We start from the raw sequence: 16,346 nt of genomic DNA on the forward strand, positions 1-16,346 counted from the left end.
GGGTAAGGTATTTTAAATTTTTCAAAGGAATTTTTTTAATACAGAGGGTTCCCGGTGATTGTTCCAAAACAAATGAATAAATATCGTTTTTTCTTCCAGACTGTAGAAAAAGGAAATATGCTTATTTATATATCCTATTCTAATATTTTTTCCTGCATCCCACCAATGAAATATTTCCGGGTTTGTTTTTAATAAATCCAGTGTTATATCCACATCCTTTATAAACTTCCTCACTACGGATATCGACCAATTTTCGTGCAGATATTCGAGATTTTCATAGTAGGTTTCTTCAGCTAAAGGGGACCAGATAATTATCACAGACCGTATTTTTTTCTGGACTCCTCCAAAATATTTTCAGCTGGAATTCCTTTTCCTTGCTCAAGCTGTTTTTTGCTCTTTTCTAAAAGTGACTGAATGATTGTTCTTTCGTCTTCAGACAGGTCAATAAACCACTTCTCACCCAATAAAGAACGCAATTGTGATTTTTCAGAAGGGGAAAGCTTTTTCAGGTTTTCAGCTAATTCTTCAATTGTTGGATCAGTGTTCATTTTCTGTAAAGATTATTCAGTACAAAATACAAAATTTTCCATAAACAGTTTGTGTTTTAATTTTCGCTGGGCATATGAATAGCAGGAGTTTTTCTGTACCGAATTTTTATACCGCATTAGATTTGATGGTGATAGAATAATTCTAACTCCGCACGGGACCCTTCCGTCACATTAAAATGTGCCACCCCCCGATCACTATCGAGGGCTTGCCAGGGGAAGGAGCTTTTGATCCAGGTACCCCGGAAAAATTATCTGTAGAGATATGATCTATTTTATATAAGTGAAAGTCCGCTGAAAGTATCTCAATTCGATCAGGTTCTTTAGAAGGAAAATCAAACTCACTAAGAAACCTCTCAAAGGATCTGGGAGTTATGCGTTTAAGTAAGAATGTTTGGAGTTCCTAAAGGGTTCCTACTTTCGCAGACGCTCAAAGTAAGCGAGCACAATCATACCCCGCACGAGATCCTTAGTCGCGCAAAAAAAGCGCTCCGCAGGATGACAAGATTGGAAGGAGAATTAAGGTGGATTAAAGTGGATTGAGCGTAAGTATTGTTGAGGTATCAAACGCATTAGCTTCAGTGGTAATAAAATAATCCTAACTCCGCACGGGACCCTTCCGTCACATCAAAGATGTGCCACCTCCCGATCCATATCGGGACTTGAAAAAAGGGAAGGAGCCGCTTTTTATTCTTGTATTAAGTATCCGTTCTATCTCCGCGTAATCCGCTAAAATCTGTGTAATCCAACAGTCGCAAATGAAACCAGACCACCCAGCTATTAAAGATACCCGAGACAACCACTAAAAATTAACGACTAACGACTATTTTCTGTCCTCTCTCCACTTATAGAGGCCAACAATTCCTAATGGGTCTCGATACATTTTTTCTTCCGCTATCGCTTCAGTAAAAACACTCGACCTGACGTAGGTACAAAAAAGAAATTATGGAAAATTGGCCAATCTCATCTTACTCTTCTAACGACCATCGACTAACGACTAGACGACTTAATCTCCGCGTAATCCGCTAAAATCCGTGTAATCCAACTGTCGCAAATGAAACAAAACCATCCAGCTAAAAAAGACAAGACTTAAAAGCCACTACCCACTAAAGAATAACGCCTATTTTCTGCCCTCTGTCCTCTGTCCACTTTTTCTAACGACTAACGACTAAAGACTAACGACTATGCCCCCTCCTTCGCCCCCAGCTCAAACCATCGCTCTTCCTTAGCCTCAATCTGATCGATCACCTTCTGCAACTCCAAAGAAGTCTTGTCTATCTCATCCCCACTTAGGTCCTGCAGGAATTTTTGCTGGATCTTTTCTTTTTCCTTTTCCAGATTGGCGATCTCTCGTTCCAGCTTATTGAACTCTTTTTTCTCGTTGTAGGTGAGTCCCGATGTGTTTTCGTTCTGTTTTTGTTTTTGTGGCTCTGCCACCTGCTTTGGCTTTGCAGGCTCTTCTGCAGGCTGACTCGCCTCGTATTCCCTGTAATCGGTATAGTTGCCGGGGAAGTCTTCTACTTCGGCGTTGCCTTTGAAGACGAAGAGGTGGTCTACGATCTTATCCATAAAATACCTGTCGTGGGAAACCACAACCAGGCAGCCGGGGAAATCCAGAAGGAAATCTTCGAGAACGTTTAGGGTAACGATATCCAGGTCGTTTGTAGGTTCATCCAGAATAAGGAAATTTGGATTCTGGATTAGGACTGTACACAGGTAAAGCCTTTTTCTTTCACCTCCACTAAGTTTCTCAACGAAATCGTATTGCTTTTTACGGTCGAATAAGAATTTTTCCAGCAGTTGTTGCGCAGAGATCTGCCTTCCCTTGGCCAACGGAATGAAATCCCCATAGTCACGGATCACATCGATCACTTTCTGCCCTGGTTTTGCAACGATCCCGCCCTGGGTGTAATAACCAAATTTTATAGTTTCCCCGATGATGACCTTTCCGGCATCGGGTTGTATTTTTCCGGTGAGGATATTTAGGAAAGTGGATTTTCCGGTTCCGTTCTTTCCTATGATCCCAATACGTTCTCCTTTCTGGAAGTTGTATTCGAAGCCCTTCAGAAGTTGTTTTTCCTCAAAACTCTTGGAAACCTTTACCAGCTCCACGATCTTGGTTCCGAGGCGTTCCATATTGATCTCCAGCTGCACCTTATGGTCATTGCGACGTTTGGAGGCGCGGTCCTTGATCTCGTGAAAGTCGTCAATCCGGGATTTTGATTTGGTGGTACGGGCTTTTGGCTGCCGGCGCATCCAGTCCAGTTCCTTTTTGAAAAGCTGTTTTGCCTTATCGGTATTGGTTTGCTCCTGCGCTATTCGCGCATCTTTCTTATCTAGGTAGTAGGAGTAGTTTCCTTTGTAGGTATACAGTACCCCGTCTTCCAGTTCCACGATCTCGTTACAAACCCGCTCCAGGAAATACCTGTCGTGAGTAACCATAAAAATGGTGAAATTCTCTTTTTTGAAATATCCCTCCAGCCACTCGATCATATCCAGGTCCAGGTGGTTGGTAGGCTCATCCATGATGATGAAATCGGGTTTATGCAACAACATATTGGCCAGGGCAAGACGTTTCTTTTGTCCGCCACTTAGTTCCCCCACGCTCTTGTCCAGCTGGTCCAGCTTCAGCATAAAAAGGATCTGCTTATACTGTGTCTCAAAATCCCAGGCCTGGTGGCGCTCCATCTCCTCGAAAGCCTTCTGGTAGGCATCTGCATCCTCCGGATTCTCCAAAGCCTTTTCATAACGCTCGATCACTTTCAGGATCTCGTTGTCCCCGGCGAAAATTGTTTGCTCAACCGTTAGGTTGGGATCCAGGTCTGGTTCCTGTGCTAAAAATGCGGTAGTGATATCCTTGCGGTAGACCACGCGGCCATCATCGGGCGCATCTGTTCCCGCCAGGATATGGAGCAAAGTGGTCTTCCCGGTGCCGTTCTTGGCAACGAAGCCCACCTTCTGACCTTCATTGATTCCGAAGGAGATATTGGAAAACAGCTCGTTCTCGCCGAATGATTTGCGTATATTTTCTACCGATAGATAATTCACAGGATATTTTTTTGCAAAAGTAGGTATTTCTTAGTAAGAATCAAGATGGGGGAGTCGTTAGTCGTTAGTCGTTAGTCTTTAGTGGGTTAAGTGTTTGCTGTTTGCTGTTTACCGTTTGCGGTTTACCGTTTGTTTTTTGAATTTGGAATTTGGTGCTTGGAATTTGTTTGTTGTTTGTTGTTTGGTGTTTGGTGTTGGGATTTTACGAAGTTGAATGATTCTCCTTTTTTCGAGGCTAATTTCTTATTTAACCACGGAGTTAGGGGGAGTTAAAAAGGAGTTTCACGGAGGTTGTTCGAGTTGTTAGAGGGTTTTCTGTTTTCCGTTTGCTGTTTACCGTTGGTCAGTTTGGAATTTGGAATTTGGTGCCTGGAATTTGTTTGTTGTTTGTTGTTTGTTGTTTGTTGTTGGATTTAGTTGCGAGATGAATTCTCATTTTTTCGAGGTTATTTTTTATTTAACCACGGAGTTTAAGAGGAGTTCAAAAAAAAGAGTTTCACGGAGTTTTTATATGGTCGTTAGTAGGTTTTCCTTTTTTAGTTTGGAATTTGGAATTTGCTGCTTGGAATTTGATGCCTGGAATTTGAAATCCATCATATCCCCTAACTCATTTTTAACCGACAACCGACAACCGACAACCGACAACCGACAACCTACAACTTCCGGGTGGGGGCGAGCCCAACCCCTACAGCATAACACGCATTGACTATCCACTTTTCACTTTCCACTTTCCACTTTTTCAACTGACAACCGACAACCGACAACTTTTTCAACCTACAACCTACAACCTACAACCGATAACCGATAACTCCTAACTCCTAACTTTTCAACGAATTATTTTATTATTAACCCGTAACACTTATATTTGTTTCTTAACAAAGCATTAAGAAGAGGGAATTTACGCTGAGAACCTTCAGAAGAAATACTTCCAAGATACCGGAGCTGCGGGGCAATAAAAAGGTCCTTCAGCAGTTAAAACCGGAAGAGGAAAACAGAGCTGTGTGCCGCGGGATTCGTGGTGCATTTAAGATGAGGCCCCCATATGAATAAAAACTTTTTGTTGTACCTGGTGGTAGTGCTGTTGAGCTTTACTTCCTGTATCTCCACCAAAAAAACCACCTACCTGCAGGCCACAGAAACTGCTGCAGACAGTGTCCTGACTATTCAAAGGCTGCAAAAGCCTTACAGGATACAGGTGAACGATCTTTTAAGCATTAGGGTAAAGGCGCTGGACCAGGAGCTGGTGGGAATGTTCAATCCCATTGGGGAAGGAACTATAGGCGCTACAGGGGAGGAAAGTATGTATTACGATGGCTTTGCAGTAGACCAGCAAGGGAACATACGTGTGCCTACACTTGGAAAGATAAGTGTGCTGGGATATACCGTGGAAGAGGTGCAGGAAAAAGTAGAACAGGAGTTGCTGGACAGGTATTTTAAGGAACAGGCAAATATTTTTGTGACGGTGAAACTGGCAGGTATTAGATATACTACCCTTGGGGAGATTGGATCCGGCAGCCAGGTGATCTACAAGGAACAGGTGACCATCATGGAAGCCGTGGCAAACGCGGGCGGGATCACAGAATATGGAGATATGAGAGATGTGAGGATCATAAGGCAATATCCCGGTGGGGCAGAGAGAATTCACAGTATTGACCTTACCAGTATAGAAGCGACCAAAAGCCCGTATTATTACATACAGCCCAATGACCTTATCCTGGTGAATGCCCTGCCGCAAAAAGCGCTTGGTTTGGGAACTACAGGTATTGAAACATTTAGGACTGTACTTACAGTCTTTACAGCGTTGACATCAATTATTTTAATAAGTACAAGATTGTAGATGGCACATGAAGATGATCATATAAGTGACGTAGGCTCCACTTTTGACTTTAAGGGATTTGTACTTAAGGTGATAAGTTACTGGCAGCTCATTCTCATTTCGGTGGGGATAAGTCTTGCGGTGGCGCACTACAATAACATAAGGAAACTGCCGGTGTACCAAATGGGGAATTCCATTTCCATCAAGGACGACCAGAACCCTTTCTTCACCTCCAACACCAGTTTGACCTTTAACTGGGGTGGAACATCAGATAAGGTGAACACTGCCATTACCATTCTTCGCTCCCGCTCCCATAATGAGGAGGTGGTGGAGCGGCTTCAGTATTACATCAACTATCAGCAGGAAGGGGAATACCAGCGGGTGAATGCCTATGGGTTCACGCCTTTTAAGGTGTTTGCCGATACCAGCTCTGCCCAGGCGATGAACCTCCCCATGACCATCACTTTTAAGGATGAGGAGACTTTCAATCTAAAGGCCAATGTTCCCGCAACCATACACACGATAAATTACACCACCAAGGAAAAAGGCAGTGTAAGCGTGGAGCCGCAGGAGTTTAGCCGGGATTTTAAGGTGGGTCAAAATATTACCTTGCCATTCTTTAGCGGGATGATAGCCAGGACCAATGAAGCCTTGCAGCCGGGAAAACCCTTTTACGTTACTTTTCAGAATTTCGATGGGGTGGTTGGCCGCTGGAAAGGGGTGAATGTTAGTCCGGAGAACCAGAATTCTTCAGTATTAAGACTCAGCCTCACAGGCGACAACAAGGCGCAGCTGGTAGATTATCTTAACGGAACGGTGGCGGTTTTAAGCCACAATATGCTTAGGCGTAAGAACCTGTTTGCTACTAATACCATCCGATTTATTGACAGCAGCCTCGCGGTGAAATCGCAGGAATTGAAGCTGGTGGAAGATGAGCTGAATGTTTTCAGAAACAGGAATGCCACCCTGGATATTTCTGCGGAAAGTAGTGAACTCTCTTCAAAGCTTTCTACCCTCGACCTTCGGAAGGAGGACATCAGGCGACAGATCCAGTACTACAATACCCTGGAGGATTACCTTGTTACGCGGAATGATTACTCCAGTGTTCCCGCCCCTTCAGTAGCAGGAATAGCTGAAGGTAGCATCGTAAGCGGGGTGGGACGAATCCTCGCCCTGGCTGAAGAACGCAACAAATACCAGTACTCCCTGAAGGATAATTCCCCCGTGTTTGCCGATATCGACCGGCAGATAAATTCGGTTAAGACTGTCCTGCTGGAAAATATCGCATCCACCAAAAGCCTTCAGCAGTCAGAACTCAACGACATTAACCGAAAGATCGCCAACGCCGAAGCTGAGATAAGAAAACTCCCGCAGGAGGAGCAGGACCTGCTTAAGATCCAGCGGCAGTACAGCATAAGCGAGAAGACCTATAACCTCTTCCTGGAGAAACGCAGTGAGGCGGGGCTTATTAAAGCTGCCAATGTGAGTGACGTGATGGTCATTGACAGCGCCAAGGACACCGGCGGGGGGCAAATTGGCCCCAACACCCAGCTTAATTACGTGATGGCCCTGATGGTAGGAGGGGTGATCCCGCTTACCTTCGTATTCCTGCTGGTATTCCTTAACACGAATGTGCACAATGCCAATGAGATCTCCAGACTGTCACCAATTCCGATTCTGGGATTAATAGGTAAAAACAAATCCCCCAGTAACCTGGTGGTGTTTGATAAACAGAAGTCGGCTATTGCTGAAAGTTTCCGGGGGCTGCGAAGTAGTTTGCAGTTCATGTACCGCAAGCAGGGCGTAACCGGCTCCAAGACCGTACTTATCACCTCCTCGGTTTCGGGAGAGGGAAAGACCTTCTGCGCAATGAACCTCGCCACAGTTTTCGCACTGAGTGAAAAGAAAACCGTGCTGGTAGGTCTCGATCTACGTAAACCGAAGATCTTTGACGATTTCCAGCTAAACAATGACCTGGGGGTAGTGAACTATCTCATAGGTAACAATACCATGGAGGAGATCATACAGCCCAGTAAGATCCCACACCTCGACGTGATCACCGCAGGGCCTATCCCTCCAAATCCTTCAGAATTATTGATGACAGATCAAATGGAGGTGATGATGGAGGAGCTGAAACAAAAATATGACTATATAGTCCTCGATACCCCGCCAATAGGCATCGTGGCAGATGCGATGAACCTCGTAAAATTCGCCGATGCCACCCTCTACCTAATCCGCCAGGATTACACCAAGCGCGGCATGCTGGAAAGCATCAACGAGAAATATAGCAAAGGCGAGATCAAGAACATCAGTTTCGTCCTCAACTACTTCGTTCACCGCGCCAAATATGGTTACGGCTATGGCTACGGCTATGGTTACGGTTACGGCTACGGCTACTCCTACGGTAACCGGTATACGAAGGGGTACAACGATAATCCATCGCCGGTCTATAAGTTGAGGAAGTGGTGGAAGAAGGCGATGAGGAATTTTGAATAGTCGTTAGTCGTTAGTCTTTAGTCGTTAGTGGAAAGAGGGCTCGCTGGCGCTCGTTTTGGTTAGTCGTTAGTCTTTAGTCTTTAGTCGTTAGTGGAATGAGGGATCGCTGGCGCTCGTTTTAGTTAGTCTTTAGTCTTTAGTGAATTGAGGGCTCGCTGGCGCTCGGGAGTGTTTTTAGGTAGTCTTAAAAGAAAGTGGTGAGATTGTCCATTTTTGCACGACCCCTTGTATCCCCTAAAGGGGGAGGAAGCTTGAGGTAGTCGTTAGAGGAGTTGGGTAAGAATGGCCATTTTTGCAGGACCCCTTGTATCCCCTAAAGGGGGAGGAAGATTGTTGCAGCTGATTGTCATTGGCATTCCTATTTTCATCAGGATTTCATTTTTCTCCTTCTAATATCTCAGAATTATTATGATGATTTCCTATTTTAGGTGAGAATTACAATTTTAATTTTTAAAAGTAAATTCTATGCAGGATCCTGTTTTTAATTTTGAGAATCTTCAGGTTTACCAGAAATCATTGGATTTTGTAGATCTGGCTTATGAGGTTTCACGACAATTTCCAAAATCTGAGTTGTATAATTTGACTTCCCAATTCAAGAGGGCTTCTGTTTCAATTTCACTAAATATAGCTGAAGGTGCCGGGGATACAGATGCACAATTCAACAGATTCTTGCAAATCGCCATGGATTCAATTAAAGAATGTGTAGTTTGTTCTACGATTGCGAGAAGGCAAAATTTTATTGATGTAGAACAGGATAATATAAATCGAGCTAAACTAACCGAACTATCAAAAATGACCGGTAGCCTCCAACGATATTTAAATAAAAAAGTTAAATAAGGAGGAAATTGAAAATAGAATTGCTCTCTTCGTTTTTAGAAAGAATGACTGGGGAATTTTTCAAGTAAACTTCTGCTAGCCATTGGATCAATAAAACGTTTCTAACGACTAACGACTAAAGACTAACGACTATCCCACCACCAAGCTTCATATCTAACTTATTTAAGTCCAAACCACCATTTAAGGTAGGCATCGCCCTTAGCGGCGGTAGTGCCCGGGGGTATGCCCATATAGGGGTGTTGCAGGCACTGGTGGAGCACGGGGTGGAGCCGGAGGTTATTTCGGGGACGAGTATGGGAGCCTTGGTGGGGGTGTTGTATGCTGCGGGATATTCGCCCGAGGAGATAAAGGAGATCCTTATCAAGGAGCCCGTATCAAAGGTCACCGGATTCTCATGGCAGCGCACCGGCCTGCTGAAGATGGAGAAACTGGGCGGGGTGATCAAAAGATATATCCCGGAAGATGATTTCGCCTCCCTGCAAAAGCCATTTTATTTGATGGTGAGCAACCTCAATACGGGTGATAAGGAGGCAAGGACCAGCGGACCATTATACGACTATCTCATCGCCAGCGCATCGGCACCCGGGGCTTTTGCACCCAGGGTCATCGATGGCATAAGCTACGTTGACGGCGGATTGATTTGCAATCTCCCCGCCTCGGTGATAAGTTCCAGGTGCAGTGTTTTAATTGGCTCCCACGTAAACTATTCAGGTAAAAGAGAAAGTTTCTCCGGCACCAAGGCCATTCTGGAGAGGGTAGTGAACCTTGGCATCAACCAAAACTCCAAACCCGAAATGGAACTCTGCGATTACCTTATAGATCCGCCGGAGATGCAAAATTATTCCCTTTTTGATTTCAGCAAGATCGAGGAGATCATTGAGGTGGGGTATAAGCATACGCTTGGGATGATAGAGCAGGGGAAGTTGCCGGTGGGGAAGCTGCGTTAGTCGTTAGTCGTTAGTTTTTAGTCGTTAGAGGAGTGGGGAGAGATTGTTCATTTTTCCAGAATTTCTCTTTTGTACCTACGTCAGGTCGAGTGTTTTTACTGAAGCGATAGCGGAAGTAAAAATGTATCGAGACCCATTAGGAGTTTTTAGTGGACAGAGGGCAGAGGACAGAGGGCAGGAAATAGTCGTTAGTCGTTAGTCTTTAGTCGTTAGAGGAGTGGGATGAGATTGGCCATTTTTGCACGACCCCTTGTATCCCCTAAAGGGGGAAGACGCTGGTCGTAATCTTTAGTCTTTTAGTCTTTAGTCGTTAAAAATTATAGGCAATGGATTGAAGGTTGTATACCGTATACTGTAGAATGTATATTGTCCCTCCTTAAGGCACTTTATCCTTCCCCCAATTTTGTCATCCTGCGGAGCCCTTTTCGGGCGACTAAGGATCTCTTGCGGAGAAGAAGCGTGTAAGTAAATATAATCTTCTGCGGCACCCAAGTTAACGGCTCCTTCCCTTTTTTCAAGGGAAGGTGGCACATCTTCGATGTGACGGAAGGGTCCCGTGCGGAGTTAAAATTATTCTACTACCACAGGGGCTAATGCGGTAGAGACTTAAGCAATCAGCGCAAGCGTTTCCAATTTTTAAAGTCTTGTACTCGTATGACCCGTCTGGCAGGCGCAGCGGTCTCTGAGCAAAAAAACTACCGGGGATCAATAACCCACACCTGAAATTATTCTTTACAACATAAATGACTCCTCAAAATTCACCTTTTTCCTAAAACAAATTTTACTTACCTTTGACGTTAGTATTTTAATTAATGATCATTTGTGATAAGATCGTTTGCAGATAAAGAAGTTAATAAAATTTGGTTTGGAATTCAGTCACGGAAGCTTCCTGCTAATATTCAAAATGTAGCCCGGAGAAAATTACGAATGATAAATAATGCTCAAAATATTAATGATCTAAGGATTCCTCCTGCGAACCACCTGGAAAAACTTAGTGGGAATTTGGAAGGTTTTCATAGCATCAGGATAAATAAACAATGGAGAATAATATTTAAATGGAATAATGATAATGCTTTTGAAGTTCAAATTGTAGATTATCACTGAAAGAAAAGATTATGACCAAATTAAATAACATACATCCAGGCGAAATATTAAAAGAAGAATTTCTGGATCCACTGGGGATTAGCGCTTATAGACTTTCGAAAGAAACATTTATTCCTCAGACCCGAATTAGTGAAATAATTAAAAGGAAAAGAAGAATAACAGCAGATACTGCTCTCCGATTGGCCAAATATTTTGGAACATCGGCTAAATTCTGGTTAGGATTGCAGGATGATTATGATCTTGAAGAAGAAAGAAATTCCAAGGAAAAGGAATTTGACAACATAAAGCCATTGGATAATACGGCAGCTTGAGGACAGTCGTTAGTCATTAGTCGTTAGTCGTTAGAGGAGTTGGGTGAGATTGACCATTTTTCCAGAAATTCTTTTTTGTACCTACGTCAGGTCGAGTGTTTTTACTGAAGCGTTAGCGGAAGTAAAAATGTATCGAGACCCATTAGGAGTTTTTAGTGGACAGAGGACAGAGGCCAAGAAATAGTATTTAGTCGTTAGTCGTTAGAGAAGTGGGGTGAGATTGACCATTTTTCCTGCACCCCTTGTATCCCCTAAAGGAGGAGGACGCTTGGTGAGGGTTTTAGTCGTTAGTCTTTAGTCGTTAGAGGAGTTGGGTGATATTGACCATTTTTCCTGCACCCCTTGTATCCCCTAAAGGGGGAGGACGCTAGGAGTATTGTATACTGTGTCTATTATTATTACACCTCTTCCACCTTTTTCCCACTTTTTGTCATCCTGCGGAGCCCTTTTCAGGTGACTAAGGATCTCTTGCGGGGAAGAAACGCTTCGTTGATTAAATTTTTCTGCGACACCCAATCAAAGGCCACTTCCCTTGTCAAGCCCGCGATAGGGATTGGGGGGTGACACTTTCTAATGTGACGGAAGGGTCTCGTGCGGAGTTAGAATTTTTCTACTACCACAGAGGCGAATGCGGTTGACCCTTACCCGATCAGCTTAAGCGTTCCAATTTAAAAAGTCTTGCAGCGCAGCGGTCTTGACTCTTGATTCTAGCAGCACAGGGGTCTTTTTCCTCACCTCCCGCGCCAGACCTGCCAGGTTTCTATTTTGTGTTAATTTTCTTTTTAAGAAAGATCAGACCGGCCATGAAAATCCAACCTGGTAGGTCTTTCTCACCGGCTTTCCAGAATTTGCAACCCATACCCTGAAACCTGTCCATTAGCAACTAACTCTAAAACCTATCCTTCAGCATCTTTTTTAATCCCGTTCTTACTCTTCCAATAATTTTCAATCTCAACATCCTTCATCCCATATGTCTCTTTAAGCCCCGCAGAGATGGTGTTGAGGTATGTTTCGTGTGGAGGATTCAGTTCCTCTTTGAGATAATCTTTGTTGGTGAAAGTGAAAATAGGATAACCGTCTTCCCGTCCCAGGAATAAAAGCTGGTTATACCAGGAACTCTCGTTCAGTAGGAGGGAACCTCTTTTTTCGAGAGTCTCGAGATCGATCACCAGGTCTTCTTCCAGCCTTATTTCCTGCTTCACTACTTCTGCGAATTGGTCAGAGGTAATGAGGTGCATTTTTCCCAGGGTTTTCGCATCAGAATTGAACTTCGGTTTTATAAAGGCTACTCCGCCGCCATGCCAGGTTTTTGATTTCCGGGCGAAGTAGAGTTCAGCATTGATGGTAATTGGTTTATTCGCTTCGGGCAAAGATTTGTCGGTACAACCGGCATATTCCCTTTGTGCTCCTGCCGGAGTGCCTCCGGCGATGTAGCAGGAAAAACGTTTCTTCAGTAAATTTGATCCGTAGCTGGCGTACCAAATCTTGTCGACTTTATTTCTCATTGCTTTATACTTTTGCTTTCAATTCTAAAGGTTAAATTCCAAGCACCAAATTCCAAATTCCAAAACCAAAAACAAATTCCAAGCACTAAATTCCCAATTTCAAAAAAAGAAAAACGGTAAGCACACACTGAACAAATTCCAGGCGCCAAATTCCAAATTCCAAACGGGAAACGCAAACGGTTATCCTGATTTAACCACAGAGGAAACGGAGTACGGCACGGAGTTCCACGGAGTAAAAAATCTGTTCTTTTTAATTAAAATACACCAAACAACAAACCACAGACAAATTCCAGGCACCAAATTCCAAATTCCAAGCACCAAATTCCACCTACAACTTTTATTTAAAAACAGCAAACCGAAAACGGAAATAACATCAACCACCAAATACCAAACAACAAACGCCGAAGGCTCTAATGACTAACGACTAGCGAAGCATTCACCCACTGCCAAATATGAAAACTGGACTCATTGTCCCCCTCCTTATACCTTTCCCACTCCTTCTCAATTTCCTCGAAATCAAACCAGTTAGCTACAGGAGAATTTTTCAGGTTATGTAATTGCTCCTCTGTAAACCCGGAAAGTTCATTGGCCAGCCATTCCCGTTGTGGAGTTTGCAGGCGGCGTTTGGGGGCGTAGGAGATCTCGGCTGGGACCAGCGGTTTCAGAAGCTCTCGAAGCATATATTTTCCTATTCCATTATTGATCTTGAAATCGGCCGGCATTGCGAAGGCGAATTCCACCAGTTTATGGTCCAGGAAAGGTTCCCGAAGTTCCACGCCATAGGCCATAGAGATACGGTCATTAAAACGAAGGGCCCTCGGGATCTTGGTGTAAAAAAGGTCCCGGTACTGCATGTTCTTAAGAGGATTGTCGAAAGGTTGCGGATATTCAGGTTTTTCCGCCTGGGCAGCGAAAGAGGGGGATAAAGCGTTTCTTCGAAAAGGAGAATTATTTCCCACTCCCTGTATATTCTGCTCTATTGATTGCTGCTGAAAGTAATAATCATAGCCTGCCCACTGTTCATCCATTCCCTGCCCATCCAGCAATACTTTAATTCCATCCTTTTGTGCCTGTTCAAAGATCTTTGAGTAGGCGAGGGTAGGGATCCCGCCAAATGGTTCATCCTGGGATTTGCTTAAAACCGAAGCTTTACTTTTCGCTTCTTCTGCGGAAAATTTTACTTTGGTCAGCGGATTTCCGGTATTAGCGATCATTTGTTCTACCCAGGGCAGTTCGTCGTACCGCTCATCTCCGGTGTAGAAGGTGTATGCATTGATATTCTTTTTGTCCTCAAACTGATTCACAAGCGCCAGGAGCAGGGAACTGTCAACCCCGCCACTAATATTGAAGCCTACAGGAACATCTGCCCGGAAACGCAGGGAAATGCTCTCTTTCAGCAAATCGAAATAGACCTCCTTTGCCTCCTCGAAGGAATAGTCGGCAGGAATTCTGCCGACTTCAGCTTCAAAATCATACCATTTCTCTATCTGTAATTCCCCTGCAGAAAAATGCAGCAAATGCCCGCCGGGTAACTGATTTATCTGCTGAAAAAATGTCTCATCCGGCATTCCGTAGGAACCATAGCTAAAATAGTTGGCCCACACCTTCTCATTAGGCTGATCCCTTCCTCTTAAATGCTGCAAAGCCTTGATCTCACTGCTGAAGTAAAAGGATTTCTCCTCCCTGGTGTAGTAAAAAGGTTTTACCCCAAACCTGTCCCGGGCAGCGAAAAGTTCTTTCTTTTCTGAATCCCAGATCCCGAAAGCGAACATTCCGCGGAATTTATGCAGGCATTCCTTTCCCCATTTCAGAAAAGAAGCCAGCAGCACTTCGGTATCAGATGCGGTGCGGAAGTCGTAGAAATCCTTTAACTCCTCCTTCAGCTCCTTGTAATTGTAGATCTCGCCATTAAAAGTAAGATAATACCTCCCGGAATTATCTTGAAAAGGCTCATTGGCAGCGGCAGAAAGATCGATAATTGATAAACGATTATGTCCTATAGCGGCAAAGCCTTTGTCAAAATAAGAACCCGTATGATCCGGTCCCCGGTGAGCCTGTTTCTTCAGCATTATTTGAAGCTCTGCTTCAGTGGCATTTTCACCTATGATCCCTGCTATTCCGCACATTTATTTTTGTATAGTGTAATTGTATTATGTAGAAAGTAAATTTATAATAGTAGATTTTACAGGTTCGCAACTAACAAAACGACAGCTCCTCTCTGCTTCCATTTGCGTATTTTCCCTGGGTTTTAGTTTCAGTATTCCTGCACCAAAACCTCAGTAGGAATTTGCAAAGCAGAACTTAATTTTCTGATCATATTCAATGTAAGTTTACGTTTTCTATTTAAAATTTCACTTACCCTGCTGGTATAACCTACAAGTTCTGCCAGGTCCTTTTGGTTCATTCCCATCTGTTCCATTCGGAATTTAATAGCCTCAATGGGGTCAGGCATTCCTATTGGATGATGCTCATCTTCATATTTTTCAATTAAAATGGAAAGCACTTCTGCTTCATCGCCCTCAGGAGTATCCATATCTGCGTGAAATATGGATCTTAATCTCGCCAATGCTTTATCATAATCCTGTTCAGATTTTATTGCTTTAATTTCCATATCAAATATTATTTGCATCGATTCTATCATATTCACTGTGCGTACCTATGAATAATATAAAAACCCATTTTCTTTTGTAGTTAATTTCGACAATTAGGCGGTATTTATTTCCGCAAATATTAAATACTGCTCTGTTGTTTTTGAGAATACTGGAGGTCGCATATTTTTCTTTTATTTCATTTGGACTTTTCCAGCTAGCTTTAGATGTTTCACGATACCATGCAGATAGTTGCTGTTCACAATCCGGGTTTTGCTCCCAGTACTCTCTTAAGGTTCGCTTCGCAATAACTCTCAAATTGATGCTTTTGTCGTAAATATAATACTAAATTACCAAAATGGTAATAGTTTTTGCTTTTTAGTCAGCTCCTTTTAACTTGTAAAATATTACCTGTACATCAAAACATTAACACCTATATTTAATGTAAAATTTTTTGCTATGAAAGTTACAGTCACTTTTAAATTAGACAAGGAACTCCTGGAAGAATTAAAAAAACAGGCTAAAAGGAATAAAAGAAGCCTGAATAATTATGTGGAATTGATTCTATCCAAGGTGGTTGAAAAGCAGCCAAATGATGATACAGTAGAAGCTTTGGATGAAGCTTTAAACAATAAAGATTTAAAACCAATAACTGATATTGATAAATTTCTGAATTCTACCAAATAGTCGGCCTGAAGCCGCAAATTCCAATTCTTAGAAAGATTTTTCAAACATTAATAATAGAACCAAAACCGTATCGAGAATTCTAGGGAGTTAATAACAAAATACAATTTCCCTTCCGCTGGTGCTGCAGTACAAACACTACTTTTGATTCATAGCATAAACGTTTGATGTTATTAATATATCGGTGTCGAGTGTACTCTCCTTTCATAAGACCGCCTTTTCTTTTTCTTGCAATCCTCTCCCTTTGGTCGTCGGTTGCAAGAAAAAGAAACAAAAAAGTCTAGGCTTACGAAAGCTTATCTAAATTTTTCATTCGGTGGCTAAATTTTAGGAACTCGCGGGCAAATATATTCTGGCGAGATTAATCCAGCTCGCTCAAACAGCCTAAAATTTTTAACGCCACTCTCATTTCAAATTTTACAATAAGTTTTCGTAGGATTAACTCCTAACTCATAACTTTTCCCA

At 43.0% G+C, this 16,346-nt stretch carries 13 protein-coding genes; 7 read left to right on the plus strand and 6 right to left on the minus strand.

Annotated elements, in window-relative coordinates; all coding sequences use genetic code 11:
• Positions 1–314: 314 nt before the first annotated feature.
• Both FHG64_RS14620 and FHG64_RS14625 read right to left on the minus strand, forming a co-directional pair.
• Entirely contained in the window at positions 315–548 is a 234-nt protein-coding gene (locus FHG64_RS14620) for a hypothetical protein (protein WP_139067103.1), read from the minus strand.
• Positions 549–1,727: 1,179 nt separating this feature from the next.
• Positions 1,728–3,593 (minus strand): ABC-F family ATP-binding cassette domain-containing protein, encoded by a 1,866-nt coding sequence (locus FHG64_RS14625; RefSeq protein ID WP_139067104.1) that lies wholly within the window; start codon positions 3,591–3,593, stop codon positions 1,728–1,730.
• A gap of 1,042 nt (positions 3,594–4,635) precedes the next feature.
• On the opposite strand from FHG64_RS14625, the gene FHG64_RS14630 reads away from it, so the two are divergent.
• From FHG64_RS14630 to FHG64_RS14655, 6 genes are all read left to right on the plus strand, one after another.
• Positions 4,636–5,430, plus strand: a complete 795-nt coding sequence (locus FHG64_RS14630; RefSeq protein WP_139067105.1) for a polysaccharide biosynthesis/export family protein — start codon at positions 4,636–4,638, stop codon at positions 5,428–5,430.
• Entirely contained in the window at positions 5,431–7,905 is a 2,475-nt protein-coding gene (locus FHG64_RS14635; RefSeq protein ID WP_139067106.1) for a polysaccharide biosynthesis tyrosine autokinase, read from the plus strand.
• A 465-nt stretch (positions 7,906–8,370) separates the two neighbouring features.
• Positions 8,371–8,742, plus strand: coding sequence for a four helix bundle protein (locus FHG64_RS14640; RefSeq protein WP_139067107.1), 372 nt, complete (start codon positions 8,371–8,373; stop codon positions 8,740–8,742).
• Between the two features lie 191 nt (positions 8,743–8,933).
• Complete coding sequence (locus FHG64_RS14645; protein ID WP_353057354.1) at positions 8,934–9,689, plus strand: patatin-like phospholipase family protein; 756 nt, start codon at positions 8,934–8,936, stop codon at positions 9,687–9,689.
• Positions 9,690–10,511: 822 nt separating this feature from the next.
• Positions 10,512–10,793 (plus strand): type II toxin-antitoxin system RelE/ParE family toxin, encoded by a 282-nt coding sequence (locus FHG64_RS14650; protein WP_139067109.1) that lies wholly within the window; start codon positions 10,512–10,514, stop codon positions 10,791–10,793.
• Positions 10,794–10,804: 11 nt separating this feature from the next.
• Complete coding sequence (locus FHG64_RS14655; RefSeq protein ID WP_139067110.1) at positions 10,805–11,104, plus strand: HigA family addiction module antitoxin; 300 nt, start codon at positions 10,805–10,807, stop codon at positions 11,102–11,104.
• Positions 11,105–12,000: 896 nt separating this feature from the next.
• Here the strand turns inward: FHG64_RS14655 and FHG64_RS14660 are convergent.
• From FHG64_RS14660 to FHG64_RS14675, 4 genes are all read right to left on the minus strand, one after another.
• Entirely contained in the window at positions 12,001–12,609 is a 609-nt protein-coding gene (locus FHG64_RS14660; protein ID WP_139067111.1) for a hypothetical protein, read from the minus strand.
• A 410-nt stretch (positions 12,610–13,019) separates the two neighbouring features.
• Positions 13,020–14,735 carry an asparagine synthase (glutamine-hydrolyzing) gene (asnB, locus tag FHG64_RS14665; RefSeq protein WP_139067112.1) on the minus strand — a complete coding sequence of 572 codons (1,716 nt, stop codon included), beginning with the start codon at positions 14,733–14,735 and terminating at the stop codon, positions 13,020–13,022.
• A 128-nt stretch (positions 14,736–14,863) separates the two neighbouring features.
• Positions 14,864–15,220: a helix-turn-helix domain-containing protein gene (locus FHG64_RS14670; RefSeq protein ID WP_139067113.1), complete on the minus strand. Its 357-nt coding sequence runs from the start codon at positions 15,218–15,220 to the stop codon at positions 14,864–14,866.
• 1 nt (position 15,221) lies between these two features.
• Positions 15,222–15,515, minus strand: coding sequence for a type II toxin-antitoxin system HigB family toxin (locus FHG64_RS14675; RefSeq protein ID WP_139067114.1), 294 nt, complete (start codon positions 15,513–15,515; stop codon positions 15,222–15,224).
• Positions 15,516–15,656: 141 nt separating this feature from the next.
• On the opposite strand from FHG64_RS14675, the gene FHG64_RS14680 reads away from it, so the two are divergent.
• Positions 15,657–15,884, plus strand: coding sequence for a DUF6364 family protein (locus tag FHG64_RS14680; RefSeq protein ID WP_139067115.1), 228 nt, complete (start codon positions 15,657–15,659; stop codon positions 15,882–15,884).
• Positions 15,885–16,346: the final 462 nt, after the last annotated feature.

It is taken from the genome of Antarcticibacterium flavum (assembly GCF_006159205.1).
Lineage (GTDB): Bacteria > Bacteroidota > Bacteroidia > Flavobacteriales > Flavobacteriaceae > Gillisia > Gillisia flava.

Coding starts and splice junctions, on each gene's coding strand:
- FHG64_RS14620 (WP_139067103.1), bottom strand. CDS start 548: ATGAACACTGATCCAACAATTGAAGAATTAGCTGAAAACCTGAAAAAG.
- FHG64_RS14670 (WP_139067113.1), bottom strand. CDS start 15,220: ATGGAAATTAAAGCAATAAAATCTGAACAGGATTATGATAAAGCATTG.
- FHG64_RS14640 (WP_139067107.1), top strand. CDS start 8,371: ATGCAGGATCCTGTTTTTAATTTTGAGAATCTTCAGGTTTACCAGAAA.
- FHG64_RS14660 (WP_139067111.1), bottom strand. CDS start 12,609: ATGAGAAATAAAGTCGACAAGATTTGGTACGCCAGCTACGGATCAAAT.
- FHG64_RS14680 (WP_139067115.1), top strand. CDS start 15,657: ATGAAAGTTACAGTCACTTTTAAATTAGACAAGGAACTCCTGGAAGAA.
- FHG64_RS14655 (WP_139067110.1), top strand. CDS start 10,805: ATGACCAAATTAAATAACATACATCCAGGCGAAATATTAAAAGAAGAA.
- asnB (WP_139067112.1), bottom strand. CDS start 14,735: ATGTGCGGAATAGCAGGGATCATAGGTGAAAATGCCACTGAAGCAGAG.
- FHG64_RS14630 (WP_139067105.1), top strand. CDS start 4,636: ATGAATAAAAACTTTTTGTTGTACCTGGTGGTAGTGCTGTTGAGCTTT.
- FHG64_RS14635 (WP_139067106.1), top strand. CDS start 5,431: ATGGCACATGAAGATGATCATATAAGTGACGTAGGCTCCACTTTTGAC.